Annotated in this window: 30 protein-coding genes; 14 read left to right on the top strand and 16 right to left on the bottom strand. The window is 65.6% G+C overall.

The features are described 5' to 3' along the window. The first annotated feature begins 5 nt into the window (after positions 1-5). A complete protein-coding gene (locus tag L0D16_RS07215; RefSeq protein ID WP_243030868.1) occupies positions 6-266 on the top strand; it encodes a hypothetical protein in 261 nt (86 codons plus the stop codon). Here the strand turns inward: L0D16_RS07215 and L0D16_RS07210 are convergent. The 3 genes from L0D16_RS07210 to L0D16_RS07200 are packed head-to-tail and all read right to left on the bottom strand — an operon-like array spanning position 208 to position 2,645. Further along, positions 208-1,341 (bottom strand): VanW family protein, encoded by a 1,134-nt coding sequence (locus L0D16_RS07210; protein ID WP_243030867.1) that lies wholly within the window; start codon positions 1,339-1,341, stop codon positions 208-210. The two genes, L0D16_RS07215 and L0D16_RS07210, sit on opposite strands and share 59 nt — an antisense overlap. 24 nt (positions 1,342-1,365) lie before the next feature. Next, a complete protein-coding gene (locus L0D16_RS07205) occupies positions 1,366-2,082 on the bottom strand; it encodes a pseudouridine synthase (protein WP_243030866.1) in 717 nt (238 codons plus the stop codon). After that, positions 2,079-2,645, bottom strand: a complete 567-nt coding sequence (locus L0D16_RS07200; RefSeq protein ID WP_243030865.1) for a nucleotidyltransferase domain-containing protein — start codon at positions 2,643-2,645, stop codon at positions 2,079-2,081. Before L0D16_RS07200 ends, L0D16_RS07205 begins: the two co-directional genes overlap by 4 nt. Before the next feature lie 19 nt (positions 2,646-2,664). On the opposite strand from L0D16_RS07200, the gene L0D16_RS07195 reads away from it, so the two are divergent. Next, positions 2,665-3,792: an alanyl-tRNA editing protein gene (locus L0D16_RS07195; protein WP_243030864.1), complete on the top strand. Its 1,128-nt coding sequence runs from the start codon at positions 2,665-2,667 to the stop codon at positions 3,790-3,792. Between the two features lie 4 nt (positions 3,793-3,796). Next, positions 3,797-4,567 carry an SDR family NAD(P)-dependent oxidoreductase gene (locus L0D16_RS07190; RefSeq protein WP_243030863.1) on the top strand — a complete coding sequence of 257 codons (771 nt, stop codon included), beginning with the start codon at positions 3,797-3,799 and terminating at the stop codon, positions 4,565-4,567. A gap of 54 nt (positions 4,568-4,621) precedes the next feature. Here the strand turns inward: L0D16_RS07190 and L0D16_RS07185 are convergent, their stop codons facing one another. Continuing rightward, positions 4,622-5,164 (bottom strand): NAD(P)/FAD-dependent oxidoreductase, encoded by a 543-nt coding sequence (locus L0D16_RS07185; protein ID WP_243030862.1) that lies wholly within the window; start codon positions 5,162-5,164, stop codon positions 4,622-4,624. 56 nt (positions 5,165-5,220) lie between these two features. Between L0D16_RS07185 and L0D16_RS07180 the strand changes: the two genes are divergently transcribed. From L0D16_RS07180 to L0D16_RS07170, 3 genes are read left to right on the top strand one after another with little or no spacing between them, the layout of a single operon-like run. After that, a complete protein-coding gene (locus tag L0D16_RS07180; protein ID WP_243030861.1) occupies positions 5,221-6,573 on the top strand; it encodes a PASTA domain-containing protein in 1,353 nt (450 codons plus the stop codon). Between the two features lie 53 nt (positions 6,574-6,626). After that, the gene (locus L0D16_RS07175; protein WP_243030860.1) at positions 6,627-6,956 is read left to right on the top strand and encodes a YraN family protein; all 330 of its coding nucleotides are present in this window, start codon (positions 6,627-6,629) and stop codon (positions 6,954-6,956) included. A 42-nt stretch (positions 6,957-6,998) separates the two neighbouring features. Then, the gene (locus L0D16_RS07170; protein ID WP_243030859.1) at positions 6,999-8,783 is read left to right on the top strand and encodes a menaquinone biosynthesis decarboxylase; all 1,785 of its coding nucleotides are present in this window, start codon (positions 6,999-7,001) and stop codon (positions 8,781-8,783) included. Here L0D16_RS07170 and L0D16_RS07165 read toward each other — a convergent pair. Then, entirely contained in the window at positions 8,780-9,754 is a 975-nt protein-coding gene (locus L0D16_RS07165) for an HD-GYP domain-containing protein (protein WP_243030858.1), read from the bottom strand. The two genes, L0D16_RS07170 and L0D16_RS07165, sit on opposite strands and share 4 nt — an antisense overlap. After that, entirely contained in the window at positions 9,751-10,356 is a 606-nt protein-coding gene (locus L0D16_RS07160) for a DUF4388 domain-containing protein (protein WP_243030857.1), read from the bottom strand. The genes L0D16_RS07165 and L0D16_RS07160 overlap by 4 nt, the downstream gene beginning before the upstream one ends. A 72-nt stretch (positions 10,357-10,428) precedes the next feature. Here L0D16_RS07160 and trmB point away from each other — a divergent pair, with 72 nt between their 5' ends. The 8 genes from trmB (at position 10,429) to L0D16_RS07120 (ending at position 16,632) form a co-directional block, all read left to right on the top strand. After that, positions 10,429-11,364: a tRNA (guanosine(46)-N7)-methyltransferase TrmB gene (gene trmB / locus L0D16_RS07155; protein WP_243030856.1), complete on the top strand. Its 936-nt coding sequence runs from the start codon at positions 10,429-10,431 to the stop codon at positions 11,362-11,364. 14 nt (positions 11,365-11,378) lie between these two features. Beyond that, the gene (gene glmU / locus L0D16_RS07150; RefSeq protein ID WP_243030855.1) at positions 11,379-12,740 is read left to right on the top strand and encodes a bifunctional UDP-N-acetylglucosamine diphosphorylase/glucosamine-1-phosphate N-acetyltransferase GlmU; all 1,362 of its coding nucleotides are present in this window, start codon (positions 11,379-11,381) and stop codon (positions 12,738-12,740) included. Between the two features lie 106 nt (positions 12,741-12,846). Continuing rightward, positions 12,847-13,098: a TatA/E family twin arginine-targeting protein translocase gene (locus tag L0D16_RS07145; RefSeq protein ID WP_243030854.1), complete on the top strand. Its 252-nt coding sequence runs from the start codon at positions 12,847-12,849 to the stop codon at positions 13,096-13,098. Further along, positions 13,095-13,838 (top strand): twin-arginine translocase subunit TatC, encoded by a 744-nt coding sequence (gene tatC, locus L0D16_RS07140; protein ID WP_243030853.1) that lies wholly within the window; start codon positions 13,095-13,097, stop codon positions 13,836-13,838. The genes L0D16_RS07145 and tatC overlap by 4 nt, the downstream gene beginning before the upstream one ends. Before the next feature lie 33 nt (positions 13,839-13,871). Then, positions 13,872-14,936 (top strand): bifunctional 3-deoxy-7-phosphoheptulonate synthase/chorismate mutase, encoded by a 1,065-nt coding sequence (locus tag L0D16_RS07135; RefSeq protein ID WP_243030852.1) that lies wholly within the window; start codon positions 13,872-13,874, stop codon positions 14,934-14,936. Further along, entirely contained in the window at positions 14,937-15,878 is a 942-nt protein-coding gene (locus tag L0D16_RS07130; protein ID WP_243030851.1) for a 4Fe-4S dicluster domain-containing protein, read from the top strand. A gap of 9 nt (positions 15,879-15,887) precedes the next feature. Beyond that, positions 15,888-16,289, top strand: coding sequence for a methylmalonyl-CoA epimerase (gene mce / locus L0D16_RS07125; RefSeq protein ID WP_243030850.1), 402 nt, complete (start codon positions 15,888-15,890; stop codon positions 16,287-16,289). Positions 16,290-16,329: 40 nt separating this feature from the next. Further along, positions 16,330-16,632 carry a VanZ family protein gene (locus tag L0D16_RS07120; protein ID WP_243030904.1) on the top strand — a complete coding sequence of 101 codons (303 nt, stop codon included), beginning with the start codon at positions 16,330-16,332 and terminating at the stop codon, positions 16,630-16,632. Here L0D16_RS07120 and L0D16_RS07115 read toward each other — a convergent pair. The 10 genes from L0D16_RS07115 to L0D16_RS07070 form a co-directional block, all read right to left on the bottom strand. Next, positions 16,586-17,269, bottom strand: a complete 684-nt coding sequence (locus tag L0D16_RS07115) for an SDR family NAD(P)-dependent oxidoreductase (protein WP_243030849.1) — start codon at positions 17,267-17,269, stop codon at positions 16,586-16,588. The genes L0D16_RS07120 and L0D16_RS07115 overlap by 47 nt on opposite strands. Before the next feature lie 3 nt (positions 17,270-17,272). Continuing rightward, the gene (locus L0D16_RS07110) at positions 17,273-18,280 is read right to left on the bottom strand and encodes a hypothetical protein (RefSeq protein ID WP_243030848.1); all 1,008 of its coding nucleotides are present in this window, start codon (positions 18,278-18,280) and stop codon (positions 17,273-17,275) included. Further along, entirely contained in the window at positions 18,277-20,763 is a 2,487-nt protein-coding gene (locus L0D16_RS07105) for an LPS-assembly protein LptD (RefSeq protein WP_243030847.1), read from the bottom strand. The genes L0D16_RS07110 and L0D16_RS07105 overlap by 4 nt, the downstream gene beginning before the upstream one ends. Further along, entirely contained in the window at positions 20,760-21,803 is a 1,044-nt protein-coding gene (locus L0D16_RS07100) for an LptF/LptG family permease (RefSeq protein ID WP_243030846.1), read from the bottom strand. The genes L0D16_RS07105 and L0D16_RS07100 overlap by 4 nt, the downstream gene beginning before the upstream one ends. Beyond that, positions 21,800-22,810, bottom strand: coding sequence for an LptF/LptG family permease (locus L0D16_RS07095; RefSeq protein WP_243030845.1), 1,011 nt, complete (start codon positions 22,808-22,810; stop codon positions 21,800-21,802). The genes L0D16_RS07100 and L0D16_RS07095 overlap by 4 nt, the downstream gene beginning before the upstream one ends. A gap of 63 nt (positions 22,811-22,873) precedes the next feature. Further along, a complete protein-coding gene (locus L0D16_RS07090) occupies positions 22,874-23,284 on the bottom strand; it encodes a hypothetical protein (protein ID WP_243030844.1) in 411 nt (136 codons plus the stop codon). A 369-nt stretch (positions 23,285-23,653) separates the two neighbouring features. Then, positions 23,654-24,688 (bottom strand): alcohol dehydrogenase family protein, encoded by a 1,035-nt coding sequence (locus L0D16_RS07085; RefSeq protein ID WP_243030843.1) that lies wholly within the window; start codon positions 24,686-24,688, stop codon positions 23,654-23,656. Next, complete coding sequence (locus tag L0D16_RS07080) at positions 24,685-25,077, bottom strand: SCP2 sterol-binding domain-containing protein (protein WP_243030842.1); 393 nt, start codon at positions 25,075-25,077, stop codon at positions 24,685-24,687. Before L0D16_RS07080 ends, L0D16_RS07085 begins: the two co-directional genes overlap by 4 nt. 63 nt (positions 25,078-25,140) lie before the next feature. Continuing rightward, positions 25,141-26,001, bottom strand: coding sequence for an ATP-dependent helicase C-terminal domain-containing protein (locus L0D16_RS12580; RefSeq protein WP_243030841.1), 861 nt, complete (start codon positions 25,999-26,001; stop codon positions 25,141-25,143). Beyond that, positions 25,970-26,287 carry a hypothetical protein gene (locus L0D16_RS07070; protein ID WP_243030840.1) on the bottom strand — a complete coding sequence of 106 codons (318 nt, stop codon included), beginning with the start codon at positions 26,285-26,287 and terminating at the stop codon, positions 25,970-25,972. Before L0D16_RS07070 ends, L0D16_RS12580 begins: the two co-directional genes overlap by 32 nt. Positions 26,288-26,319 lie beyond the last annotated feature (32 nt).

The following is a 26,319-nucleotide window of genomic DNA, read 5'->3' as shown; positions in this document are numbered from 1 at the left end:
ACCCGATGGAGAGCTATAAGGTGCATTTCCTGCGTTTGGCGCGGGAGGGAAGGGTGGAGGTGCCTGGGGTGCCCGTGCAGGGCTACCCCCTAACCCAGGAAGAGGACCGGGAGAAAGGGGGCTTTTATCTGGTCCTCGAGGGGGAACTGGTCATTGACCTACCCCAAGGCCGGTACTTGCACCTGAAAAGGGGGGAGGCTGCCCGGGTTACGGAGCCCCACCGCCTGGTGCCGGTGGAGCGGGTGGTGCTTTTGGAGCTGGTTTAGGCCCCACCAGATAGACCGCTCCCCAGGGGCGGTAGACGCTGACCACCTTATCCTCCCGAACCCGGCCATCCCTATAGCGCACCGTGCGCCTCACCTCCACCCGGGCACCTTCGGCAGCAAAGTCCACCTGCTTGCGCACGCCGGGGGGCAGGGAGGGGTCCGGGATTTCCCGGGGAGGTAAGGGAGGTTTCCTCTCGGAGATGAAGGGGCCTTCCCAGCGCACTTCCCGGTCTTTGGTGCCGAAGAGGTGGAAACGGAGGGTGGTGCCCTGGACAGAGCGTTGCACCAGGATATGGCCTGGGGTGTCGTTCACCGCCTTTAAATCCTTGTAGGGTTGGATCACCGCGGCATCTAGACCCGGGGGCTTGTAGTAGGCCACCTGATAGCTGTGGGCGTGGCGCTCCAGGAGGGGAAGCCCCGCCAAGAAAAAGGCGCGGAAGAGGGTGGTGGAAACCTGGCAAACCCCACCCCCCACCCCCTGTTCCGTGCGATCCCCTACGATTACGAAGGCTTCCTTATAGCCTTCCTCCTCGGTGACGGGGCCCAGAGCCTGGTTAAAGGAGAAGGTCCCCGGGGGGATCAGAAGCCCATCCAGCTTGCTGGAGGCCAGGAGCAGGTTGTGAGCCCTAGCTGCGCTGGACCCCCTAAAGTCGGTCTCCCCCGTGGCCAGGTGTTCCCGCACCCCTAAGGCGTAAAGCTCCTTAAGGTTTGGGCTTGGAGGGGTATAGCGGGCGGGGAGGCGGAAGCTCTTGCGGCCCCTGCTAAGGGCCTCCCGGTAGGCGGTTAGGACCTCAGCCTCGTCCAAGGCGATGCCCTTTTTCTCCACACCCCGCCAACGGCCATCTTGGAAGATGAACCGGGGAGGCCTTGCCTCCCGCACCAGCCTTTTTAGGAGCGCCCTCAGTTCCTTCTCGGAGGCTACGGGGTGGGTTTGGCTGCCCACATAGGTGCGGAGCTGACCTTCTTCAATGACGTCTTCCTCTACCACTAGGATGGCGGTGATAGGGGGGCTTTCGGATCCGGGCTGGGCAAGGGCTAGGCCGAGGAGGGAAATCCAGCCGATATGGCGCAACATGGCGATAGTGTATCCAAAGCCCTTTTAAGTTCCTGTGAAAAGTCCCACCGCCCGGTATAGGACCTCCTCCTCCTCTGGCAGGAGGTAGCGGGCCTGGCCCTTGGGCAGATCGCCCAGGGTGAGGGGGCCTAGGGAGAGCCGCTTCAGATAGAGCACCCGGTTGCCCCGGGCCTGGAACATGCGCTTCACCTGGTGGAAGCGGCCTTCCCTCAGGACCAGCTCCACCCAGGTGGGGTCCTCCTGCCAGGTGAGTTCTGCCGGGAGGAGCTGTTTTCCATCCAAAAGAAGCCCTTGGCGGAAGGCCTTCTGGTCCTCCCAGGTGGCCGGGCGTTCCAGGTGGACCAGGTAGCGCTTTTCCACCTTGTGCCGGGGGTGGGTGAGGCGGTGGAGGAGTTCGCCGTGGGTGGTGAAGAGGAGGAGGCCTTCCGTGTCCTTGTCCAGGCGGCCCACCGGGGAGAGGTCCCGGGTGGGAAAGCCCTCCAGGAGGGTATAGACCGAAGGGCCTTCCGTGCGGCTGGTGATGTACCCTGCCGGCTTATGCAAGAGGATATGGTGATGGCGCCGCAGCGCCAGGGATTGGCCGTTCACCTCGAGCCGCGCCCCTGGGGGTACGGGAAAGGCAGGATCCTGGACCACCCGGCCCCCCACCTGCACCTGGCCGCTTCGCACCAAGCGGGCCACTTCCTTGCGGCTTCCTAGGCCCAGGCGGGCGAGGACCTTGTCCAGCCTTTCCCCCTTCATGGCTCCAAGGCCCCTTTGGCCTTTTCCTTGGCAAACTCCTCGAGGGTTAGGCCCTTGGTCTCCACCCAGCCCGAGTTCAGGCTCTGGAGGAGGCGCTCCAAGGGGTCCTTGGGCGGGTGGGGGGAGACCACCAGGAGGTCTATATCCCTTTTTGGGCCGAAGCTTCCCCGGGCCACCGAGCCCAAGAGGTAAACCCGGGCCTCTCCCAGGGCTTCCCAGGCGGCCATCCGCCTTTTGAGCTCATTCCAAACCTCCTCCTCCTCCCATGTCAGGACCCTCTTGGCCGCCCTTAGGGCCTCTCCAGCCCGGGCCCGTGTGGGGTACCCGTAAGGGCTTCCCTCAGGATAGGCGTCGGGATAGCGGGCGGGAAGGGAAGGAGCCTCTGGGGTGCGCCCCGCTTCCTTCGGCGCCTGGATGAGGTGTCCCAAGGCGGGCCCCACTAACCCCCGCGAGGGGCCTTTAAGGGCGTATTCCCCTTCCTCCAGGTCCTTTCTTGAAGAGGCCAGGGTGGGCTGGGCCTGGGCCCGCCATCTTGGCCACTCCTCCCAGTCCAGGGGCACCATCCTCTTTATTCTAGAGGGCATGAGGCTTTACCAGGAGGATAGCTACGCCACCCGCTTTCGGGCCCGGGTGGTACGGGCTTGGAGCGACGCGAAGGGCCATTATGCCGTGCTTTCCGAGACCCTTTTTTACCCCGAGTCCGGGGGGCAGCCTGCGGATACGGGGGTCTTGAGGGGGGATTTTGGCGAGGTGCGGGTGGAGCACGTTTTTGAGGAGGCCAAGGCCTTTGGGGAGGTGGTGCACCGCATGGCGGCTCCCATCCCCGAGGGGGTGGAGGTGGAGGGGGAGATTGACTGGAATAGGCGCTTTCGTCACATGCAGCGCCACACCGCCCAGCACATCCTCTCCCAGGCCCTTTTGCGGGCCGGGGGATATCACACGGTGGCCGTGAGCCTGGACAGCCCTGTCTCTACGGTGGACCTCGAGGAGGAAGCCCAAGACGCCAAGGTCCAAGAGGCCGAGGCCCTGGCTAACTTCGCCGTGTACGCCGACTACCCCATAGAAGCCTTCTGGGTTTCCCAGGAGGAACTGGGCCACTACCCCTTAAGGCGGCCGCCCAAGGTGCAGGGCAGGGTGCGCCTGGTTAGGATCGGGGATTTTGACCTGGCGGCCTGTGGGGGTACCCACCTTAGGACCAGCGCCCAGGCGGGGCCCATCAAGATCCTGAAGTGGGAGCGGTACAAAGGGGGAAGCCGGGTCTACTTTATGGCCGGCTGGGAGGCCTTGGAGGACTACCACGCCAAGCACGCCCTCCTTTCCCGCCTGGCCCTTTCCTTCTCCACCAGCCCCTTGGAGCTGGAGAAGCCCGTGCGCAAGCTTCAAGAGGAGCTTTATGCCCTAAAGGGGGAGAACCTGGAGCTTAAAGAGGCCTTGGTGGAGGCTCTCCTGCCCCGGGCCTTGGCCGAGGGGGTGCTCCTGGTGCCCGCTGCCGTTTTGGGAGACCTGGCCAAGAAACTCCTCTCCTGGAGCCACAAGACCTTTTTGCTCCTCTCCTCCGAAGGGCGCTTTGCCACCCTTGGCCCAGGTCGGCAGGCGGTTTTGGAAAGGCTCAAAGCCTTGGGGGCCAAGGGCGGGGGGAAGGAGGTGGTGCAGGGGAGCCTGCCCAAGGAAAGGGTGGCTGAGGCCCTGGACCCGGGCCTCGTAAGCTAGGGGCATGGGGCTTTTTGAGGGGAAGGGGGTTTTGGTAACAGGAGCTGCCCGGGGCATAGGCCGGGCCATTGTGCGGGCCTTTGCCCGGGAGGGGGCTTTGGTGGCCCTTTGCGACTTACGGCCTGAGGGGCGGGAGGTGGCGGAGGAGGTGGGGGGCTTTTTCGTGCAGGCGGATCTGGCCGAGGAGAGGGACCGGGTGCGTTTCGTGGAGGAGGCGGCCCGGGCCTTGGGGCGGGTGGACGTGTTGGTGAATAACGCGGCCACGGGCGCCCCGGGATCGGCCCTTACCGTGAAGCTTCCCCAGTGGCGAAAGGTGTTGGAGGTCAACCTCACCGCCCCCATGCACCTTTCCGCCCTGGCGGCCAAGGAGATGGCCAAGGTGGGTAGGGGGGCCATCGTGAACGTGGCCAGCGTCCAGGGGCTCTTCGCCGAACAGGAAAACGCCGCTTATAACGCTTCCAAGGGGGGGCTGGTCAACCTCACCCGGTCCTTGGCCTTGGACCTGGCCCCTTTGGGCATCCGGGTGAACGCCGTGGCCCCGGGGGCCATCGCCACGGAAGCGGTGCTGGAGGCCATCGCCCTTTCCGAGGACCCAGAGAAGACCCAAAGGGACTGGGAGGACCTGCATGCCCTAAGAAGGTTGGGCCAGCCGGAAGAGGTGGCAGAGGCGGTGCTCTTCCTGGCCTCGGAGAAGGCCAGCTTCATCACCGGGGCCATCCTGGTGGTGGATGGGGGCATGACGGCCAGCTTTATGATGGCGGGTAGGCCGGTATGAGACGGCCCCGGGAAGGCCCTTTCCTGGAGGCCATTTGGAGGTGGCGCCTCGGTTTCAGGTGGCGTGGTCCTTGTAGGGTTCTCCCCGCAGGTCGGAGATGAGGTGCACGGCCACATAGGCCCCGTCCCCTGCGCTCACGATGGCATGCCCCGGCACCTTGCCCCGGGCCACCCCAGCGGCGTAGACCCGGGGGTAGCTGGTGCGCCCCATCTCGTCGGTGTCAATGTAGACGCCCTTTCGGGTTAGGCCTAGGAGGGAGGGCAGGGTGGGGTCCTTATGGGTGCAAAGAAGAAGCCGTTCGGCTTCCACCACGCCCTCCTCGGTCTCTACCTCAAAGACCCCTCCCAGGTCCCGCACCCTTTTGACCACCCCTTTGCGGATCTCGGCCCCGTAGCGGCGGGCGTGCTCCTTTAGCCTTTCCAACAGCTCTTCCCCAGAGGGCTCATCCAAAAGGCCCGGGTAGTTGGGCACCCGGCTCACCTGCCGGATCTTGGAGTGCCCGCCGTCCAACACCAAGACTTTAAGCCCGGCCCGGGCCAGGAAGAGGGCCGCGGAAAGACCAGAGGGACCACCACCCACCACGAGAACATCCCACATACCACCTAGAGTATAGGGGTTTGGGGGTTCTCTTGGGGGAGTATAATCGGGCACGCATGCTTCTGGACGACCGCTACCCGGTGCTGGAAACCCTCGAGGAAAGGGAGGGGATCGTCCTTTATCGGGTGGAGGGCGGGGTGGTTTTCCTCTTCCAAGTGCGCACCCCCGAGGACAAGGAGCGCTTTTACCGGTACCGGGCGGCCATCAAACGCTTAGAGGAGCTTGGGCTTGTGGAGGCGGTGGTTTCCGCCAAGCCTGGGCGCTACTACGCCTTTTTCCCCGAGCGTTCCTTGGCCCGGAAAGCGCCCCCCCGGGCTGCCCTCGAGGCCCTGGCTCCCTTGGGATTCGGCCCGGAGCACCTGGCCATGGCCGAGGAAGGGGTGGCCTACCTATCCCCCTGGCCCCTAGGGCCTGCCCGGCGGGCCTTGGCCCGGTCCGCTTCCCGCCTTCGGCCTGGCTTTCTTCTGGGGGTAGCCCCGGGCCTTCTCCTCTTCCTCCTGGGGCTATGGCTTTTTTCCCAAGGGGTTTACCGCTACTTCAACCCCCCGGAGTACGCCGTGCCGGACCTGGTGGGCAAAACCGCCCGGGAGGCCTTTCTCCTCCTGAAGGATACGGGGCTTAGGCTGGAGGTGGAAGAGGGTAACGACCCCACCAAGCCCAAGGAGGTGGTGCTGGCGCAGGAGCCCCCACCGGGAACCCGCCTTAGGGCCGGGCGCACCGTGCGCCTTACCCTTAACCAGGCCCGGCTGAATCCCTTGCCCGAGCTGAAGGGGCTTCGCCAGGAGGAGGCCGAGGCCCGGCTTTCCGAGCTGGGGTACCGCCTGGCTGGGGTGGCCCAGGTGGAAAGCCCCGAGCCCTTGGGCACGGTGCTGGCCAGCGATCCGCCTCCTGGCACCCCCTTGCCCCCTGGGGCCACGGTGCGCCTTCTGGTCTCCCGAGGGGCTTCCCTGGGTCCCACCGTGCCCCTGCCCCAGCTCACGGGCTTGGACCAAAAGGAGGCCCTTTTCCTCCTGAACGCCATGGGCCTCCAGGTGCAGATGGAGGAAGTGCCCGCTGGGGCACCTCCGGGTACGGTCCTAGCCCAAGACCCTGCCCCCGGTACCCCCATGCTCCCGGGAAGCGGGGTGCGCCTAAGGGTGGCGGTGAGGGGAGAGGTGCGGGTGGGGGCCTTGAACCCCCCACCCCCTAAGGAGCCCGAGGTGCGCACCGTCTCCCTAGACCTAAACCTCCCCCCGGAGGCGGAGGGGCGCCAGGTGCGCCTGGTGTTTGTAGACGACCGGGGGGAGCACCTGGTCTACGAGGGGGAAGGGCAGGAGGGCTTACGGGTTACGGGCACCTACCAGGGGGTGGGGAAGGTCCTCTTTCGGCTTTACCTGGACGGGGAGCTCTTTCAGGAGTGGACGCCTTGAAGCCGTTTTGGCCTCGCGCCGGTACCGAAGGAAACCCCATCTGGAGGGGGTAGATGAGGGGAGGTTGGGCTGAGGACTTGGCGCTTTCCTATCTTCTTGAACGGGGGTACCGGCTTCTTGGGCGCAACCGCCGCACCCCCTTTGGCGAGGTGGACCTCTTCATGGAGAAGGACGGGGTGTACGTGGTGGTGGAGGTGAAGCAACGTAGCTCGGGGGCGTTTGGAGCCCCTTTGGAGGCCATTACCCCGAGGAAGGTGGAGCGCCTGCTGAAAAGCGCCCACCACCTTTTGGCCCGGGACGATCTCCCAGTGAGGCTCGAGGCCATCCTGGTCCACGGCACCCCAAGGTCCCACCGGATAGAGCACCTGGTGCTGGAAGTGTAGGCGGCAATCCTCACGGCCTTTCCCCTTTGGGTAAGCTTGGGGGTGTTTAGGAACCTCGAGGCCTACCTCCTGGCCCTGGAAAAGAGGGGGGAGCTTAAGCGCATCAGGGTACCCGTTTCCAGCGAGCTGGAGATCACCGAGATCGCGGACCGCATGGTGAAGGCGGGGGGACCAGCCCTTCTTTTTGAAAGGGTGGTGGGTAAGGACTTCCCCGTGGCCATCGGCCTCTTTGGCACCCGGGAGCGCACCGCCTTGGCCTTGGGGGTGGAGGACCTGGACCAGCTTGCGGCCAAGGTGGAAGCCTTGCTGGCCCTTAAGCCGGGCAAGGGGGGGCTTTCCGCCCTGTTGGGCCTGCTTCCCAAGCTCCCCCTCCTCAAAGGGTTTTTCCCCAGGTGGGTGCGAAGGGCTCCGGTCCAGGAAGTGGTCCTGAAGGGGGAGGCGGTGGACCTTTCCCGCCTTCCCATCCTCAAGTGCTGGCCCTTGGACGGGGGGCCTTTCCTCACCCTGCCCCTGGTGATCACCAAGGACCCGGAGACCGGGGAGCTCAACGTGGGCATGTACCGGATGCAGGTCCTGGACGGGAAGAGCACCGCCATGCACTGGCAGCTCCACAAGGTGGGCCGCCGCCACCTGGAGAAGGCCAGGAAACTGGGCAAAAAGCTAGAGGTGGCCGTGGCCTTGGGAGGGGATCCCATCCTCACCTATGCCGCCACCGCCCCCTTGCCTCCCTTGCCCGGGGTGAGCGAGTTCCACCTGGCGGGCTTTCTGCGGGGAGCCCCAGTGGAGCTGGCCCGGGGCATCACCGTGGACCTGCCGGTGCCTGCCGAGGCGGAGTTTGTCCTGGAGGGCTACATTGACCCGGAGGAACCCCTGGTGGAGGAAGGCCCCTTTGGCGACCACACCGGCTTTTACACCCCCGTGGACCTTTACCCCCGTTTTCACGTGACCGCCATCACCCACCGCAGGAGGGCCATCTACCCCGCCACCATCGTGGGGATGCCCCCCATGGAGGATGCCTATCTCATAGAGGCCTCCGAGCGGCTTTTCCTGCCCCCCTTGCGCCTGGTGCTCCCCGAGGTGGTGGACTACCACATGCCCCCCGAGGGGGTGGCCCACAACTGGGTGAACGTGGCCCTGCGCAAGGAGTACCCCGGCCAGGCCTACAAGGTGGCCTATGGGATGCTGGGCCTAGGCCAGATGATGTTCGCCAAGGTGATCGTGGCCGTGGACGGGGACGTGCCGGTGAAGCCGGGCTTTAGGACCCTGCAGGAGGCCCTTAAGCATGCCCTACCTGGCCGGGATACCCTTCTTCTAAGGGGGCCCATGGACGTCCTGGACCATAGCTCCCGGGGTTTTGCCTTTGGGGGAAAGCTGGTCCTGGACGGCACCCGCAAGCTTCCTGAGGAGGGGGGGGAGGTGCCCTTCACACCCCGGGCGCATGCGGAACTACCCCCTCTGGAGGTGGAGGACCAACGCCAGTGGCCGGGGATTTGGGGCGTGGCCTTGCGCAAGGAACGCCCCGGGCAGGCCTTCTCCTTGGCGGAAAGGCTCCTCAACACCCCGCAAAGCGCTGGCATCCGCCTTCTCCTCCTGGCGGACCACGACACCCTTTTGACCCCTGAGGAGCTCCTTTGGGCCGTCCTTAACAACATAGACCCGGAGCGGGATGCCCGGGTCATGCAGGGAGTGGAGGGCCCGGTTTTGGTGCTGGACGGCACCCGCAAGTTCCCCGAGGAGGGCTTCACCCGCACCTGGCCCGAGCGCATCCGCATGGACCCGCGCATCCAGGCCCTGGTGGACTCCCGTTGGGAGGAGTACGGCCTTTAGGCCGTTCGCAGGGTCCGGTTGCGGATAAGGCCGCTTTTCATGGCCCGCACCACCTCCCGGTGGAGCCTTCCCTTTCTCGCTTCCTCCTCCAGCACCCCTAAGGCTTCCTCGGGGCGCAAGGGCTTGCGGTAGGTGCGCACGCTGGTGAGGGCATCGTAGATGTCGGCGGCGGTGAGGGTCTGGACCAGGAGGGGGATATCGGTAAGGCCATCGGGGTAGCCGGAGCCGTCCAGCTTCTCATGGTGCCAGCGCACATATGGCCTTAGGCGAGGGTAAGCCCTTAGGGGCTGAATGATCTCATCGCCCTTCACCGGGTGCTGGCGGATGAAGCGCCACTCGTTTTCCGTGAGCGTGTAGTCGCCCCGCAGGATATGGTCGGGGATGGCGATCTTGCCCACGTCGTGAAGCAGCGCCCCCATTCGCAGGTCCTCCAGCTCCCCGTTCCTGGCCCCTAGCTCCTCCGCGGTCCAAAGGGCGTATTGGGCCACCCTTTCCCCGTGGCCGGCGGTGTAGGCGTCCTTGGCCTCCACTGCCCGCACCAAGGCCAGGAGGGTTCTTTCCAGGTCCTCCAGCTTTTCCTGAAGCCGCCGCCTTTCCAGGTGCCCCCGCACCCTGAGCCGGAGTTCCGTGAGGTCCACGGGGCGGTTCAGGAAGTCGTCGGCCCCGGCCTCAATGCCCTTTAGGCGCACCTCCTTGTCCCCATCGGCGGTGAGGAGGATCACGGGGAGAAGGGGATCAAGGGCCTTGACCCTGCGGGTGAGTTCCAAGCCATCCATGACCGGCATGTGCAAGTCGGTGAGCACCACCTGGGGGAGGCCATCCTCAAAAAGATCCAGGGCTTCTTGGCCGTTCCGGGCTTCCTGGACCTCTACCCCTAGGGGCTCGAGGGCCCGCATGAGGAGAAGGCGCTGGATGGGTTCGTCATCCACCACCAAAACCCGCTTGGGGAAAAACGCTGTGCTGGGTTTCATAGCCCCACCCCCTTAAGGATCAAGGTCAAGAGGCCACTCCGGCCACTTTCCATCTGTCCTGTGCGTTCCACCAGGCCTTTTCTTTCCAGACGGAAGAGGTAAAACCGCACCAGGTCTAGGGGCATTTCCAGGGCTTTGGCTAAGGTTTCTGCGGAAGCCCCCCTCTCCAGGTGGGGCAGGGCCTTTTGCAAAAAGCTTTCCTGGGAAAGATGCTTCCTTGCGATAAGGGTGGCCTTGAAAATGGCCCGGGGGTGCGGGAGGTAGGGGCGGTAGCGTTCCAGCTCGTCCTGAAGAGTGACGGTGCTGAGAAGGACCTTCTCCAGAGGCCAGTTCAGGCGGTGCCTGTGCTTGGGTTTTGCCTCGGGGATGAACTCAAAGCTGCCTTGCCGAGCCTGGATCAGGGCTTGCAAGACGGCCTTGGCCATCAGGGGGTCCAGGGGCTTGCCGTTTTGGTCAACGGAGCGTATGCGGCCGGGCTTCAGGTAGATGGTGGTGGCGGGAATATCCTTTACGTTCCAAATCTCTAGGGCTCCTTCCTTTTGGGCCAGGACCTGGAGGAGCTCCTCCAGGGGTACGGAATGGAGATTGCCAAATAGGGCCATAACCCAACCTCCTGCTTCCACCTTGGGTCCCTCCTGTGAAAAGGTTTTGAAAAGGCCCTATAATCTCCCTTTGTGTTGGTGCGACCTGCTTCCTTGGCCACCTGGCCTCCCCGCATCCACGACCTCTTTGGCCAGGAGGGGCCTTTGGTCCTCGAGGTGGGCTTTGGCGACGGGCGCTTCACCGCGGAGCTGGCCCAGGCCCACCCCCACTGGCTCATCCTGGGGGCCGAGGTTTCGGCGGCCAGCGTCCTTAGGGCCTATAGGCGCCTCAGGCGGGAGGGGATTGGGAACGTGCGCCTGTACCACGGACAAGGCCCCTTCGCCCTGCGGAACCTGGTGCCCCCGAGAAGCCTTAGGCGGGTGATCGTCAACTTCCCCGACCCCTGGCCCAAAAAGCGCCACCAGAAGAAGCGCCTTTTGCAGGAGGGCTTTTTCCGCAGGCTTTCCACCCGGCTTGGGGAGGGCGGGGACCTCCTTCTCACCACCGACCACGAGGAGTATTTTCGCTTCGCCCTGGAGGAGGCGGAACGAACCCGGCTCTACCGGGTGGAGGTGAAGGACCCTCCTGAGGCCCATCTCCGCACCAAGTACGCCCTCAAGTGGCAGGAGGCCGGCCGCACCTTTTTCCATGCGGTCTTCACCAAGGTGGCCGAGGATCCCATGCCTTGGCCGCCCATAAGGAGGTATCCGGTGGCCCACGCCCTCTTAAAGGGGAATCTTCCGGAAAAGCTGGTCTTGGTTAAGGCCCCCGTGGTCGTTCCGGGCGGGGTGGCGGTCTTTTTGGAGGTGGCCCGGGGGGAAGAGGGCTTTTATGTCCTCACCCATGTGGAGGAGGAGGACCTCACCCAGGGCCTGCTCTTGGAGGTGCGCAAGAGTACCAAGGGCATCTACGCGGGCGTAAGCCGCTTCGGAAGCCCCCTCATCACCGATGGGGTTAGGGGGGCGGTGCAGGCCTTGGTGCGGGAGCTGGAGAGGATGGGCCTCGAGGTGGTTCAGGACCACACCTAGCCTAAAATGACCCTATGCACGCCCATGTGATCCTGGCCGCCGGGCAGGGGACCCGCATGAAGTCCCGCCTGCCCAAGGTGCTCCATCCCCTTTTGGGCAAGCCCATGCTGGCCTATGGGGTAGAAACGGCCTTGGCCTTAGCTCCGGAGAAGCTGGTGGTGGTGGTGGGCCATGGGGCTGAACAGGTGATGCAGGCCTTGGAAGGCTACCCGGTGGAGGTGGCGGTGCAGGAGGCACAGCTGGGCACCGCCCATGCCCTCCTGCAGGCGGAAGCCTTCTTGAGGGGATTCCCTGGGCCCATCTTGGTCACCCAAGGGGATACCCCCCTCCTGCGCCCGGAAACCCTCAGGGCTCTTCTGGAAAGGGTAGAGGAGGGGGCGGGGATGGCCCTCCTCACCGTGGAGCTTCCTGACCCCACCGGCTATGGCCGCATCCTGCGCCAAGGGGAGGAGGTCTTGGGCAATGTGGAGGAGAAGGACGCTACCCCGGAGGTGAAGGCCATCCGGGAGGTGAACGCCGGGGCCTATGCCTTTGACGCTTTTCTTTTTCAGGCCCTTAAGGAAGTGAAAAACGAGAACGCTGCCCGCGAGTACTACCTCCCTGACCTCATCGGCATCTATCGGGCCCATGGGCGCAAGGTGGTGGCGGTCCAGGGGGTGGCGGAGGAGGCCCTTGGCGTGAACACCCGGGAGGAGCTGGCCCGGGTGGAGGGGGTGCTCCTTGCCGCCTTGCGCCGGGAGTGGATGCGAAAGGGGGTGCGGATGATCCTGCCCGAGAGCATCTACCTCGAGGCCAGCGTGGAACTGGCTCCGGACGTGACCCTGTGGCCCGGGGTGGTGCTCAAGGGGAAGACCAAAATCGGCGAGGGGGCAGAGGTGGGGCCCTATGCCATTCTGGAAGACACCCTCTTGGAACCCGGGGCCCGGGTCCAGGCCCACACCGTGGCCCAGGGGGCGGTGATGGGGAGCGGGGCCGACGCTGGGCCCTTCGCCCGGCTCCGCCCGGGGGCGGTCCTTAAGGAAAGGGTCCACGTGGGCAACTTCGTGGAGGTGAAGAATAGCCTCCTCCACCCCGGGGTCAAGGCGGGGCACCTGGCCTACCTGGGGGATGCTGAGGTGGGGGAGGGCACCAACATCGGGGCCGGGGTCATCACCGCCAACTACGACGGCAAGCGCAAGCACAGGACCTATATCGGCAAAGGGGCCTTTATCGGATCCAATAGCGTCCTGGTGGCCCCGGTGCGGGTGGGGGATGGGGCCATGGTGGGGGCGGGAAGCGTGATCACCCAGGATGTGCCCGAGGAGGCCTTGGCCATCGCCCGGGAGCGGCAGCGGAACCTATTGGGCTATGCCCGCCGCAAACGTGAGGAGGACTGATCCCAGCCCGGTGCCACCCGGAATGGGCCCGCTTTCCCAAGGCCTGGGTGGGGAAGGATAAGGAAGGCTTCACCCTCATTTCAGGCCAGGTGGTAAACTGGGGAGTATGAACCTGGGCATGCCGGAAATCCTGGTGATCCTGGTGGTGGCCCTTCTTATCTTTGGGCCTAAGAAGCTTCCTGAGCTGGGCCGCTCTTTGGGCCAAAGCATCCGCGAGTTCAAGCGGGGGGCCCAGGAGATCCGCGAGGAGCTGGAAAAGTCCGTGGACGTGCGGGAGGAGCCGAAGCCCAAGCCCGTTTCTGAGGCTCCCAGCAAGGCCCCGGAGGTTACCCAACCCCAAGAGGAGCGTAAGGCTTGAAGGAAGCCCCCCTGGTAGAACACCTCGAGGAGCTCAGGACCCGCATCCTCTGGTCCTTGGTGGCCTGGGTGGTGGGCACGGGGGTGGCCTGGTCCTTTCGGGTCCAGCTTTTGGAGTGGCTGAAGCGGCCCCTAGACCTGGCGGCCAAGCAGAACAACATCCAGGTCAACCTCATCGTCTTGGACATCACCGAGCCCTTCCTGGTCTCCTTGAAGGTGGCGGCCTTCGGGGGGCTGGTGCTGGCCCTGCCCTTCATCGTCTACCAGGTCTGGGCCTTTATCGCCCCTGGGCTTTACGAGCACGAAAAACGCCTGGCGGTGCCCTTTTTGCTGGGGGCGGGGTTCAGCTTCGCCTTAGGGGCCCTTTTCGCTTACTATGGCTTCCTGCCCTTTGCCATTCCCTTCCTCCTGGGCTTTTTGGGGGATGTCATCACCCCGCAGATCTCCATTGGCCGCTACATGGGCCAGGTGCTCATGATGATGACCGTCATGGGCCTGGTGTTTGAGATGCCGGTGGTGAGCTACCTCCTGGCCCGGCTGGGCATCCTTTCCTCGGCCTTTTTGGCCCGCAACTGGCGGATCGCCGTGGTCCTCCTCCTCACCCTGGCCGCGGTCATCACCCCCACGGTGGACGTGGTGTCCTTGGCCATCGTCACCGGCCCCCTTTTGGTCCTCTACTGGATCTCCGTGCTGGTAGCCCGGCTGGCGGAGCGGGCGAGGCCCAAGGAGGAAACCGCTTGACACCCGCTTAGGGTTCTGCCCATAGAATGACCCATGGACGAGCGCATCCTGGCCCTGCGCAAAGAGGTGGACCGGGTGAACCGGGAGCTTTTGCGCCTCCTTTCCGAAAGGGGGAGGCTGGTGCAGGAGATCGGCCGCATCCAGACCGAGCTGGGCCTACCCCACTACGACCCCAAGCGGGAAGAGGAGATGCTGGCCTACCTCACCGCGGAAAACCCCGGCCCCTTCCCCGCGGAGACCATCCGGAAGCTATTCAAGGAGATCTTCAAGGCCAGCCTGGACCTCGAGGAGCAAGAGGACCAGAAAAAGTTCCTCTACTCCCGCCAGCACAAGCCCGAGCCCACCCGGGTGCGGGTGGGCCCCTTGGTCTTTGGGGAGAAGCCCCTCCTCATCGCCGGCCCCTGCTCCATTGAGTCCGAGGAGCAGATGATGGAAACGGCCCGCTTTCTCGCCGGCAAGGGGGTCAGGGTCCTGAGGGGTGGGGCCTTCAAGCCCCGGACCAGCCCCTACGGCTTCCAGGGCCTGGGGGTGGAGGGGCTAAGGCTGGGGCGGAAGGCGGCAGAGGCCTTCGGCATGGTCTTCGTCACCGAGGTCATGGATACCCGGGATGTGGAGGTGGTGGCGGAATACGCCGACATCCTGCAGGTGGGGGCCCGCAACATGCAAAACTTCGCCCTCCTTAAGGAGGTGGGCCGCTCCCGTAAGCCCGTTCTCCTCAAGCGCGGGCTTGCCGCCACCATGGAGGAATGGTTCTATGCCGCCGAGTACATCCTGAGCCAAGGAAACGAGCAGGTGATCCTGGCGGAAAGGGGGATCCGCACCTTTGAGCGCTGGACCCGTAACACCCTGGACCTTTCCGCGGTGGCCTTGGCCAAGCGGGAAACCCACCTGCCCGTGGTGGTGGACGTGACCCACGCCGCCGGCCGTACGGACCTCCTGGCCCCCCTGGCCCGGGCGGCCTTGGCGGTGGGGGCGGATGGGGTGCACGTGGAGGTCCACCCCAACCCCAAGGTGGCCCTTTCCGACAACCAGCAGCAGATGGACTTCCGGCAGTTTGAGGCGTTCCTGGAGGCCATTCAGGACCTGTTAGGGGCGTAGATGGGCCTTTTGGATAACCTCTTAAATGCCTTCCTGAAGGCCACGGATCCCAGGCCCCGGTATGTTGAGACCCGCTGCCTCCTCTACAAGAACAGCGTGGGGGGGTGCGACCGCTGCTACCAGGTCTGCCCTAAAGGCGCGGTGCAGCTGGAAAGCTTCCGGGTGGAGCTGGACGAGGTGCTTTGCACGGGGTGTGGCCTGTGCACGGGGGTCTGCCCAGGGGTGGCCTTGGAGTACCCTTTGGGGGGTATTCAGGAAGCCCTGATCCGGGGCAAGGGGCAGATCCGTTGCTCCAAGGCTGAGGGCAAGGGGGAGGAGGTGTTGTGCCTGGGCCGCCTGACCCCGGGGCTTTTGGCGGAGGCGGGAAGCCGCTTTGGCCAGCTTATCCTCGCCAGGGGAGACTGCGCCACCTGCAGGATTGGGGGCCCCTTGGTGCCCGAGCACCTGGAGAGGATGGCCGAGGAGGCCCGGCGCTACCACCCCGTGGAGGTGGAGGTCCGCCAAGGGGAGCTTCCCGGGGAGAAGGTGGGCCGGAGGGAGCTGTTCCAGGCGCTTTTGGGGAGCGCCAAGCGCACCGCCGCCGATCTGGTGCCCGAGCCTCCTCTGGCCGCGGAACCTGAGGAAAAGGGCCTGCCGGCGGAGCTTCGCCTGCGCCTCCTTGCGGCCAAGCGGGCTTCCACCGTGCGCTGGCCCAGGATAGCCGTGGAGGAAGGATGTACCCTCTGCCCGGTCTGCACCAACGTCTGCCCCACGGAGGCGGTCTATAGGGTGCGGGAGGGGGAGGAGTACGTGCTCAGGCTCAAGGTGGAGGCCTGCACGGGGTGTGGGGCCTGCGTGGAAAGCTGCCCGCCCCAGGTGATCCGCCTCGAGGAGGCCAGCAAGGAAGAGGTCTTCGGGGAGCTGGAGCTTTACCGGGGTAAGCCCCCTTGGTACGACCTATAGAATCTCCCCATGCGGCTACACCACGTGGGCATTGCCGTGGAGGACTTAGAGGAGGCCAAGGCCCGCTATGGGCTTTTGGGCTTTGGCGTGGTGGCGGAAGGGGAGGTGGCCTCCCAGGGAGTCCAGGTGGCCATGCTGAAGGGCCAAGGGGAGGCCCTGGTGGAGCTTTTGGCCCCCATGGGGCCCGAAACCCCGGTGGGGCGCTTTTTGGCCAAGCGGGGCCCGGGGCTCCACCACCTGGCCTTTGCCACCCCCCGGATAGAGGAGGAGCTGGCTCGGCTTGAGGGGGAAGGGGCCAGGCTCCTAGACCCGGTGCCCCGGCCTGGCTTCGGGGGCCACCGGGTGGCCTTTCTCCACCCTAGCTTTGGCCTAGGGGTGCTTTGGGAGCTGGTGGAGGAAGAGGGTGCCTAGCCCCTGGCGCCTTCTGGCCGCCCTTTTGGCCCTGGGGGAGATGGGCCTACTCTGGTGGCTTTCCGACCAGCCTGCTACCGGGATGGGCCTGCCGCACCCCTGGGATAAGGGGGCCCATTTCCTGGCCTATGGCCTTCTAGGTTTTCTCCTGGGGGTAGCCCTGGGGGATTCCCGCTCCGGCCTTTTCCTGGCGGCTATGTACGGGGTGGTGGACGAGTGGCACCAAAGCCATGTCCCTGGCCGGGAGGCCTTTGGCCTGGACCTTTTGGCGGACTTCCTGGGGGCCTACCTGGGGGCTAGATGGGGGGGTAGATGGGCAGTTCCAAAAGCCTTCCCCCCCTAGCGGTGGCGGCCAGGAGGATGGCCTGGGCCAGGAGTTCGGGGGCGATCCAACGGCTAGGGTCGGCCTCGGGCATGGCCTTGCGGTTGGCCTCGGTGTCCAGGGTGCCCATGGGGTAGAGGAGGAGGAAGCGCACCCCTTCCACCTCCCCTTGCAAGGAGCGGAGGAGGCTGGCCAGGGCGGTCTTGGCCATGGTGTAGAGGGCCCGGTGGGGTCCTGCTCCCGTCCAGGCGGTTCCCGCGGCCACGGCGGCGAAAAACCCTTCCCGGCGGGCTTCCATGTAAGGCAGGGTGGCCTTTAGGAGGTTAAAGGTGGTGCGCAGGTTCAGGTCCAAAAGCCAGTCATAGAGGCCGGGGTCCGAGTCCAAGAAGCGCCCGGCGGCGAACCCGCCCACGGTGTGCACCACCCCGAAAAGGGGGGCTTGCCCTTCCACAAAACGGGCTAGGGCTAGGGCCTCCTCCAGCCGGGTGAGGTCGGCCACGAAGGTTTGGGCGCCGTACTCCTTGGCCCGTTCCGCCATCCTTTCCCCCCGGGGGTCGGAGAGGAAGAGCCTAGCCCCTGCCTGGTGCAGGGCGGGGATCACCGCCCGGGCCAAGGCGCCCCCGGCCCCCGTGACCAAAAAGGCCTTACCCTGGAGCATGCCTCATTCTACCGGGATGAAGGCCAGGGAAGTGGGACCGAAGTTCAGCTGCTGGTTACGTAGGAAAACGGGAGGGGAGGGCACCAGGTCGTAGACCTCGAGGCCCTGCCCCCTTACCAGGTAAAGGTAACCATCCTGGCCCACGAGCCCGGCGGTGTAGGTGCGGAAAGGCTCCTGTACGGGGGATTCCCGGGGGAAGAGCACCTGGAACCCCTGGCCAAAGACCACCGTTCCCCCCACGGGGTCTAGGGCCAGGCGGCTTTCCTGGGGAAAATCGCCCAGGACCTTGCGGCTTGCAAGGGTATCCCCCTCCAGGGTGTATAGCCGCACCTCGGACACGGTGGCGGCAAGGCCTAGGAGGCGCCCCTGGAGGCGGTCCAGCTTTAGGCCGTAGGGGCCTTGGCTCGCCGGGGGATCCAGGGGCTTTTCCAAGCTGGGGGTGCCCATGGGGTTCTGGGGAGGGCGGTAGCCCAGGGCCTGCCGGGTCATGTAGGCCAGAAGTTCCTCCCCCCCTTGGGGGAAAAGGGCCAGGCGCACCTCCGGGGGAAGGCCCGTGAGGTCCGCTTCCTCCAGGTTGCCTGAGCCGTCCAGGTTCCAGAGGAAGGCCCGGGAGGCCCTTGGACAATGGGCCAGAAGCCGGTTCTGCCCCAGCTGGAGGTAGCCTCCCGTGCAGTCCACGCCACCAGGGAGGCTGGCGGTGGTGGGGGAAGGCTGGGGTGCGGCATCCCCCCCGAAGCCCTGGGTGGGGTAGGCCTCGAGGCGGTCCCCTAGGAGAAGGTAAAGCCTTCCGAAGCCATGGGAGTAGGCCAGGTCTTGGAGTCCTGGGATGTTCCAGGTGGTCACGGGGCTAGCCGTGCCCCCCTGGAGGTCTTTGGCCCGGTAGAAGCGCACCTCCCCCCCTCCCCCCATGGCCACCAGGGCCGGCAGGGGGGGTTCTTGGCTTCCCGTGCAGGCCCCCAGGAGAAGGGCCAAGCTGCCCAAAACCAGGTGAGTAAGCCCTAACCGTTTCACCGGCCACCTCCCAGCTTTACGCCTTCCTGGGAAAGGAGAAGCCCCGCCGCCTGCCCTCCGTAGAGGAAGGCCAGGCCCACGCTGCCCTTGGCGGCATCCAGGGTGAAGCGTAGGGCCCAGCAACACCGGTCCAGCACCAGGACAAACCGGGGCTTTAAGGGCTCCCCGGGAAGGTTTTGCGTGAGGAGGGCGGAGAGGTGGAGCTTGGTCCTCTCCCGGCCTAGGAAGGTGAAGGTGGGCCCGAAGTTGCGCAAGGCGAGGCCATAGCCCTCGGGCCTTTGCGGCTGGCGCAGGTAGGTGAGGTTTCCCGAGAGGGAAAGCCCGGGGATGGCCCCTTCCCCCGCTTCATCCGCCGGCACCGGTGGCCAAAGCTCCATCCCCCCGCTAAAGGTGGCATCCTTGAGGTAGATCTCCCGGTCCTCCACCTCGGGGAGGTGGAGGTTGGCGCCTAGGCGGAAGGATACCTCCGGCTGGGCCTGGGTAAGGCCAAAGCGCAGGTTCGTGGCCCTAAAGCCCTCCTGGTACCGGCCAGAAAGGGCCAGGTCCAAAAGGGGCCCAGGGAGGCTTCCCCCGCGGTAGGCCAGGGTGTAGGCCAAGGCGGTGGGGTCCCACGTGGTTTGCAGGGAGAGGCTTTCTGGGCCCAAGATGGCCTGCCCTTGGAGGCTTAGGGTATCCTTCTGCCAGTCCCTTAAGGCCCTTAGGGTGTAGGCGCTGGCCCCCTCCCTTAGGGCGAGGCTGAGATCGGTGGTGAGGGGGCCTTCCCCGTTAAGGCCATGGCGGTGGCTCAGGTTCAGGCTTCCCCCGGGGAGGGCGTAGGCCCCCTGCAAGAGGAGGGGGTCAAAGAGGGCCTTTGCGTGGTCAAAGCGGAGGCTGGCCTTGAGGGAGAAGGGGTAGGGGGTGAGGCTCCCCTCGAGGCGGGTTTCCAAGGGCCCTTCCCCCTCGAGGCCCCGCTTGTGCCCTAGGGTCAGCTGGTATCCCTGGTCCTGAAGCGTGGCCTGGGCCTCTAAGGGCAGGTACCTCCCTCCTTCCAGGTCCCGGCCCCCTTTGAGGCTTAGGGCCAGGGGCCTTTCCTGAAGGCCCAAGCTCAAGGTGGCCCGGTGGCTTCGCCGTTCTGGTAGGGCGTCAAAGCGGAAGGGGGTTTCCCCCTCCTGGAGGCTACGGAGGTAGCCTGCTTCCAGGCTGAAGCCCCCCAGGGTTTGCCGGAGGCTGGCCGTGGTGGCCCAGTCTATCTGCCGCTCGTACTCCCCGTTCGGGTTTTGCGTGGTGTAATAGAAGCCCCGGAAGCGGTTTTCCGCCCTAAGCGTGGCCCCGGACCAAGGGGAAAGGGAAAGGCTCTCGCTATGGGAAAGGAGGGCCCTTCCTGCTTCGGCATAGGGCCCAAGGGCCCGGGCGGAGCGGTTTAGGGGGTTGGTCTCCGCCAGATAGCGGCCCAGCACCAGCCCCCCCTGCACGCTGAAGGGGCCTTCCCGGAGGACGGGGCTTTGGGCCTCCACCTCGGGCAGGCGCTGGAGGGTTCTGGGAGGTGGGGTGGTGGGGTCGTGGTCCAGGAAGCCCTCGGCCCGAAGGGTGTAGCGCCAGTCCTGGGGGGAGGGGGTGCCGGGCCAAAGGGCCTCCAGGCGGAAGCGGGTAAGCCTGTCCCGGGTGTCGTCCCGTTCCAGGAGGGCGCTAAGGGAGAAGTCCCGCCGCTTTAGGGCGTACTCCCCCCGGTACTGGAAGGTGTCCGGGGGGGTATGGAGGAAGAAGTAGCGTTCCTTGGCCTCCCCGGTGCCAAAGTGGTCAAAGCCAAAGCCATACCCCCGGCCTTGGTAGTAGGAAAGAAGGGTGAACCCCAGGCCGAACTGGGCCACGTAGGGCAAGGCGGCCTTCAGGTAAAACCCCCCGCCGTCTTGGCCCACCTCAAACCGGGGTTGGCGCTCCGATAGGAAAAGGAGGAGGACCGGAAGCTCTAAAACGGGCCCTTCCTGGACCAAAAGCACCACCCCCCGGGCCACCACCCGATCCCCGGGATATAAGACGATCTCCTGGGCGCGGAAGGCGTAGTCGGGCACCTCCTGGCCGCAGGGGACACAGGGGGAGGCATAGCCCCTTTCCAGGAGGATGGCCCCCGCCACCCGCTGGCAAAGGGGCCCGGTGAGGAACAGGTCCTTGGCCTCTATGCGCATCTCCAGGGCGTCAAAGCTTTCGTCGGAAAGGGAAAGCTGCAGCTCTTCCGCCTGCAAAAGCCTTCCCTCCCGGTCCCGGTAGCGAACCCCCTCCGAGAGGAGAAGGAGCTTTCGGGTGCGGAAATAGATCACCCTTCCCGCCTCAATGGCCTCCCCATCCCGTTCCAGGCGCACGGGACTGCCCGTGAGCACGTAGACCTCTTCGTCTCCTTCCTGCCTAAGCTCTAGCTTCTCCGCTTCCAGGACCTTCAGCACCTTTTCCTGGGCCCAGGCGGGATGCCAAAGGCAAAGGAGGACCACGGCCAGGGCAAGGGCCTTCACCTCCGCCCTCCTAGGAAGAGAAGGAGGCCCAGAAGCCCGTAGACCAGGTTGGGCCCCCAGGCGGCCAGAAGGGGGTTTAGGGCGTTTTGCTCCCCCATGATCCGTCCCACGCTCCAGGTGGCGTAGTAGAAGAAGGTGAGGACCGCCACCCCCACAAGCCCCAGGCTCCGGGACCCGCCCAAGAGGTAAAAGGCCAGCCCCACCGCGAAAAGGGCAAAGATGAGGCTGGCGGCGGGTTCGGCAAAGCGGCGATGGTAGGTGGTGGCCTCGAGGCCCGCCTTCACCCCCGCCTGCCTGAGCCTTTCCACCTCCTGCCTTAGCTCCCTTAGGGTCATGCGGTTGGCGGGGTTTTGCCAGGGCTCAAAGGTGAGGTCCTTAAGGACCAGCTCGCCCCTTTGGAAGCGGGTTACGGTTCTTGGCCGGTCCCCCTCATAGGTGATCCTCAGGCCTCTTTCCACCCGTAAAACCCCTCCTCCGAACCTTCCCTCCTCCGCCAAGACCACCTCCTCCCGGGAAAGAATCCGTAGCTTCCCGATTCTATCCCCGCTCACCTCCCCCACGTAGACCACCCGGCCCTTGGCGTCCTGGAAACTGGCCCCGGGGGTGAGGAGGGTGCGGGGGCGTTCCAACACCTGCCGCCTCAAGAGGTCCTGCCCCGCCGCCAGGCTTCTTGGCACCAGGCTTTCCCCTAAGGCGAAGCCCAAGAGGGCCAATACCCCTCCCAGGGCCAAGAGGGGCAGGAGTACCCGTTCCCGCCGGATGCCCAGGGCGAGAAGGGCCTTGAGCTCCGAGTCCTCGGCCATGCGGGAGAGGAGGAGAAGCAGTGCGAAGAGGTAGGCCACCGGGCTTCCCCGCACCAAGGCCTCGGGGGTGCGGTAGAGGAGATAGAGGAGAAGGGTGTAGGGGTCCGCCCCCTTGGCCACCAGGGGGGCCAGGACCTCGTAGACCGCACCTGCCAGGAAGAGCAGCACGATGGCCCCAAGCCCTAGGAAGTAGTGGCCCAAGGCTTCCCGCAGCAGGTAGCGGTCCAGGGTGGTCACCGTAACCTCCAGACCAGGTAGAGCCCCAAAAGGGCATAGAGCCCGTTGGGGAGATAGGCGAACAGGGGGTTTACGTCATAGCGGGCCAGTTGGGCGCTTAGGGTCCAAAGCACGTAGTAGCCGAAGATGAGGAGGACGATGCTAAGGAAAGCCCAGGCGGCCTCCCGGAAGGCGAGGCCCAAGGCGGCGGCCACCAGGCCCAGGAAGAAGCCCCCCAAGGCGTCTGCCAGACGGCGGTGGAAGGCGAAGCGGGCTGAGGGCTCCACCTGGCTTCTCTGCCAAAGCTCCCTGAGGGTAGTGGAGTCGTAGGGGTCACGGGAGCCCAGGCTTTCCTTAGGGCGAAACTCCACGGGGAAGGGAAGGAGGCCGGCGAAGGGCTTGGGCCCTTCCCCATCCCACACGTAGCCCCGAAACTGCCACCCCTCCCGGTCCCAGACCCCTTCTGGGGCGCTGTAGACCCGGCCCCTTTCGTCCACTACCCGGAGGCCAAAAAGCCGGTTCTGCCCCACCTCAGGCCGCACCTCCTCGGCGTAGTAGACCCCGAGGCCCGGGGGGGCATAAAGTTGCTGGCGGAGCACCCCGCTATAGGCCCCTTCCCCGTATAGGAGGTGGGCCAGGTGCCGGTCGTAGGCCTCGAGGGCCCTAGGGCGGAGCTCCGCCAGGTTGAGGAGGTTGAAAAGGCTCACCAGAAGGGCCAAAAGCGCCAGGGGTTTTAGGAGGGCCCATGGGGGTACGCCCGCGGCGTAGGCCGCCTTCAGCTCCGAACTGCGGATGAGGCGGGCCAGGCCCACCAGGATGGCGAAGACCAGGCCCAAGGGAAGGGCCAGGCTCAGGGTCCAGGGAAGGCGGTAGAGGATGAGCTTCAGGATGGCCTCCACCCCAACCCCCCGGCTTAGGAGCACCCCGGAGAGGCTGGAGAGGAGGTCAAAGGTGAGGAGGGCCACGAAGAGCACCACCCCCACCAGGTAGGGGACCAAGACCTCCCTAAGGACGTACCGCCCCAGCACGAGGCCGAGTATACGGGGCCAGGATGAGAAACAAGCCGGGGAGGTGGGGAAGGGGATTGGGCTTCAGTGGGCGATCACGTGGATCACCGGCAGGCCAAACCGTTCGGCCTGGGTGTGGACGTCCAGGCGGAGCCAGCGGGAAAGCCCGGGAGGAAGGGTGGCCAGGACGATGGCCTGGTAGGCCCCGGGGTGGGCCATGAGCTCCTCCTCCATGGCCAAGAGGGGGGAAACGTCCCCAGGCTTGGCCTCTTCCACTGGGATACCTTGGGCCTCGAGGGCGGCTTTTGCGGCCTCGGCCTCCTTCCTTGCCCGCTCCTGGATTTCCTTTTCCTCGTAAACCCAGCCCCCAGGGGGTACGGCGGGAACCAGTAGGACAAAGCGGGCCTCGGGGTCCTGATCCCGAATCTCCAGGAGTTTTTTGGCCAGTTCGGGGCTTTTGGCCGTACGATGGGCCACCACCAGATACCGGGCCATGGCTTCACCCCCTTTGCCTTGAGGTTAGCCCGGTTGCCCAAGGGGAGGGGGAGGAAGGTTACATTGCCCAACACCATCCCACCCCGGGGCAAGCTAGGCTGGGGTCCCAGTCGCACACCTCTGACGGCACTTTGGTGCCTTCCGGTGGGGAAGGTTTCCCAGGGGGAGGGTTTGCCAAAAAAGTGGAAAAGTTCCGAGGTATTTCGGGAAGGCTTCCTGGGGCCCTCACTGGCGCGGTCCCAAGCGGGGACCCAGAGGCTTCTAGCCCGTGGGGAACGGGTTTTGCTGCATACCTCTTTACATACCGGTAAACCGTGGTATAATAAAGAAGTCAGAGGAAGAAGCCGCCTGCGGGCGGCGGTTTTACTTTTAGGGCACCAAGGCCACCTTGGTGGCCTGGCGCTCGTGGAAAAGCCGGTAGCCCTCCGGGGCCTCCTCGAGGGACAGGCGGTGGCTGAAGACAAAGCTTCCCCTAAGCCTCCCCGCCCTTTGCAGGGCCAGGACCTCCTCAATCCAGCGAGGGATGTTGGCCAGAGCGCTTTTCAGGGTGAGGCCCCGGCTGAAGGCGGAAAGCCAAGGGTATTCCAGCTTCTCCTCGGTGGGCACTCCTAGGCTGGATACGATGCCCCCCGGCCCCGCAAGGCGAAGGGCCAGCTTTAGCGCCTCCCCATCCCCGCCCACCGCCTCCACCACCAGGTCCGCTCCCAGGCCCTGGGTTTCCTTGCGCACCCGGGCCAGGGGGTCTTCCGCCTTGGGATTTAGGGGAAGGCTTCCCAGGGCCGCGGCCTTTTCCAGGCGGGCGTCCTCCGGGTCTATGGCGTAGACCCGTCCAGCCCCCAGGGCGTGGGCCACCATCTGGGCCATGAGGCCCACAGGCCCCGAACCCACCACCGCCACACTCATCCCCGGGGCGAGGAAGGGCCGCACCCCCCCGTAGGCGGTGGTGAGGATATCCCCCGCCAGGATGGCCTCCTCTGCGGGCAGGTTTCCGATGGGGAAAAGGCTATGCCGGGCAAAGGGGACCCGCACCCGCTGCGCTTGGGCTCCCTGGAGGTTTCCCAGGGCCAGGCCGAAGCCGTAAACCCCTCCCTTCAAGCAGGCGAAGTACTGCCCCTTGCGGCAGGCCGGGCAGTCCCCGCAGGCCACCTGGAAGCTCCCCACCACCCTTTCCCCTAGGGAAAAGGGCACCAAGGCCCCCTTTTCCACGATCCGCCCCACGAACTCGTGCCCTAGGACGGTTCCCGGCAGGACCCCGGCGATCTTGCCGTGGTAGATGTGGAGGTCCGAGCCGCAGATGGCGGCCAGCTCCACCTGGACGATGGCGTCGGTTTCCGCCTCCAGCTTGGGCTCGGGTACCTCCTCCACCGCCACCTGGAAGGGCCCGTGGTAGACCAAAGCCTTCATGCCACCTCCCGGGCCACCTTGACCAGCTCCTGGGCCGCCTGGGCGTAAGGGGCTAAGGCGGCGATGGAGCCCCGTTTGAGCTCCAAAAGCCCCCGCATGAGGGCGGTAAGGGGCTCGAGGCGGCCCTCCAACACCTCCTGCCAGGTGGCCAGGTCGGCCTCGATGACGAAGTCGGCCTCCGCCTCCCCCTCCACCACCTTCACCCCCCGGCACGCCCCGTGCCAAAGGTCCAGGACCACGGCCACCCCCTGGGGGAATCCCAAGGTGGGATCAGGGCGCACCGCCAGGGCCAGGCTTCCCTCCCAGGTGGCGGCGGCCTTCCGGTAGGCCTCGCTTTGGTTCAGCTTCTGGCAGTAGGCGTGCGCCCAAGCTTCCTGGAAAAGCTCCATAGTCTTCCCTCCTTTGCTTACACCGAGTATAAACCTGGCCCCCTGGCCATGGGTAGGGGGTGTTCAGGGGTTTTCCGGCCAGGCGTGCTTGGGGTAGCGGCGCATGAGTTCCCGGCGCACCTGAGGGTAACGCTTTTCCCAGAAGCTCCTCAGGTCCTGGGTGACCTGGACCGGGCGGCCTGCGGGGGAAAGGAGCTCCACCACCACCGGAACCCGGCCTCCCAGAACCCTGGGGGTTTCCCGAAGCCCAAAGGCCTCCTGGATGCGCAAGGAGAGGAGGGGAGGGGCCTTTTCCCGGTAGATCAGGCGCTTGCGCCTGCCCGAGGGCAGGAGGAGGACTTCCGGCGCCAGGCGCTCCAAGGGCCCGGCGGCCTCTGAGACCAGGCCCAGCAGGATCTCCTTCCAGGGTAGGGCCTTTAGGTCCTCCACCTGCCGCACCCCTTGGGTCCAGGGAAGGAGCCAGGAGAGGTCCTGAAGTAGGCTTTCTTCGGAAAGCTCCGGCACCTCCACCCCGTGCTCCCTCAGGAAGGAGAGGCGAAGGAGGACCTGCTGGGCTTCGGCGCTGAGGGGAAGCTGGCCTCTGAGGGCTTCCTCCAGGTGCTTTGCCGTGGGGGGGCCGGGGTCCACGCCGATCCGTTCCAGGACCAGGGCCTGGTAGCGTTGCTCCAGGTAGCCCTTGAACCTACCCTCTTCCCATCCCCTCCAGGAGACCACCTCGGCCCTTTCCTCCAGGTGGCCCTTGTCCAGAGGGGCATAGAGGAGGATCCGCCCCCCTTGGGCGGTCAGGTCAGCTCCAGGGGCCACCAGGTATGCGGGGCCGTCCCCGACAAGGCGCACCAGGGGACCCGAGGGCAGCCGGTAACGCTCCGGTGCCACCCGCTGGGCCACCCGGTCAGGGTAGGCGGCCAGAAGAAGCCTGCCCACCGCTTCCGGTTCCGGCAGGGTTTGCTGGGGCTTTGCGCCCAGGCGGCTTCGCCAGAGGGCGGAGACCCGCTCCGGTTTTGCCCAGAGGCTCTCCCAGGTTTTCCGCCAGCCTGGCGGCCACGGCCCAGGCCTCCACCCGCCGGGGTTCAAAGAGGAGGATCCTGCCCGGCAAGGCCTTTAGGAGCCGGAGGGGGAAGAGGGTGCTCTTCCCAGCCCCGGGATAGGCCTTTAGAGAAAAGGGGGCGTGGGGGGCTACAGTCCCCCAGTTTGCAAACCGGGGATACATGGACCCCCCACGTCCGCCGGCGGTTCATTTGG

Source organism: Thermus altitudinis, from assembly GCF_022760835.1.
Lineage (GTDB): Bacteria > Deinococcota > Deinococci > Deinococcales > Thermaceae > Thermus > Thermus altitudinis.
The sequence above is the reverse complement of the archived record's forward strand: the minus strand, read 5'-3'. Positions and strand labels throughout refer to the sequence as shown.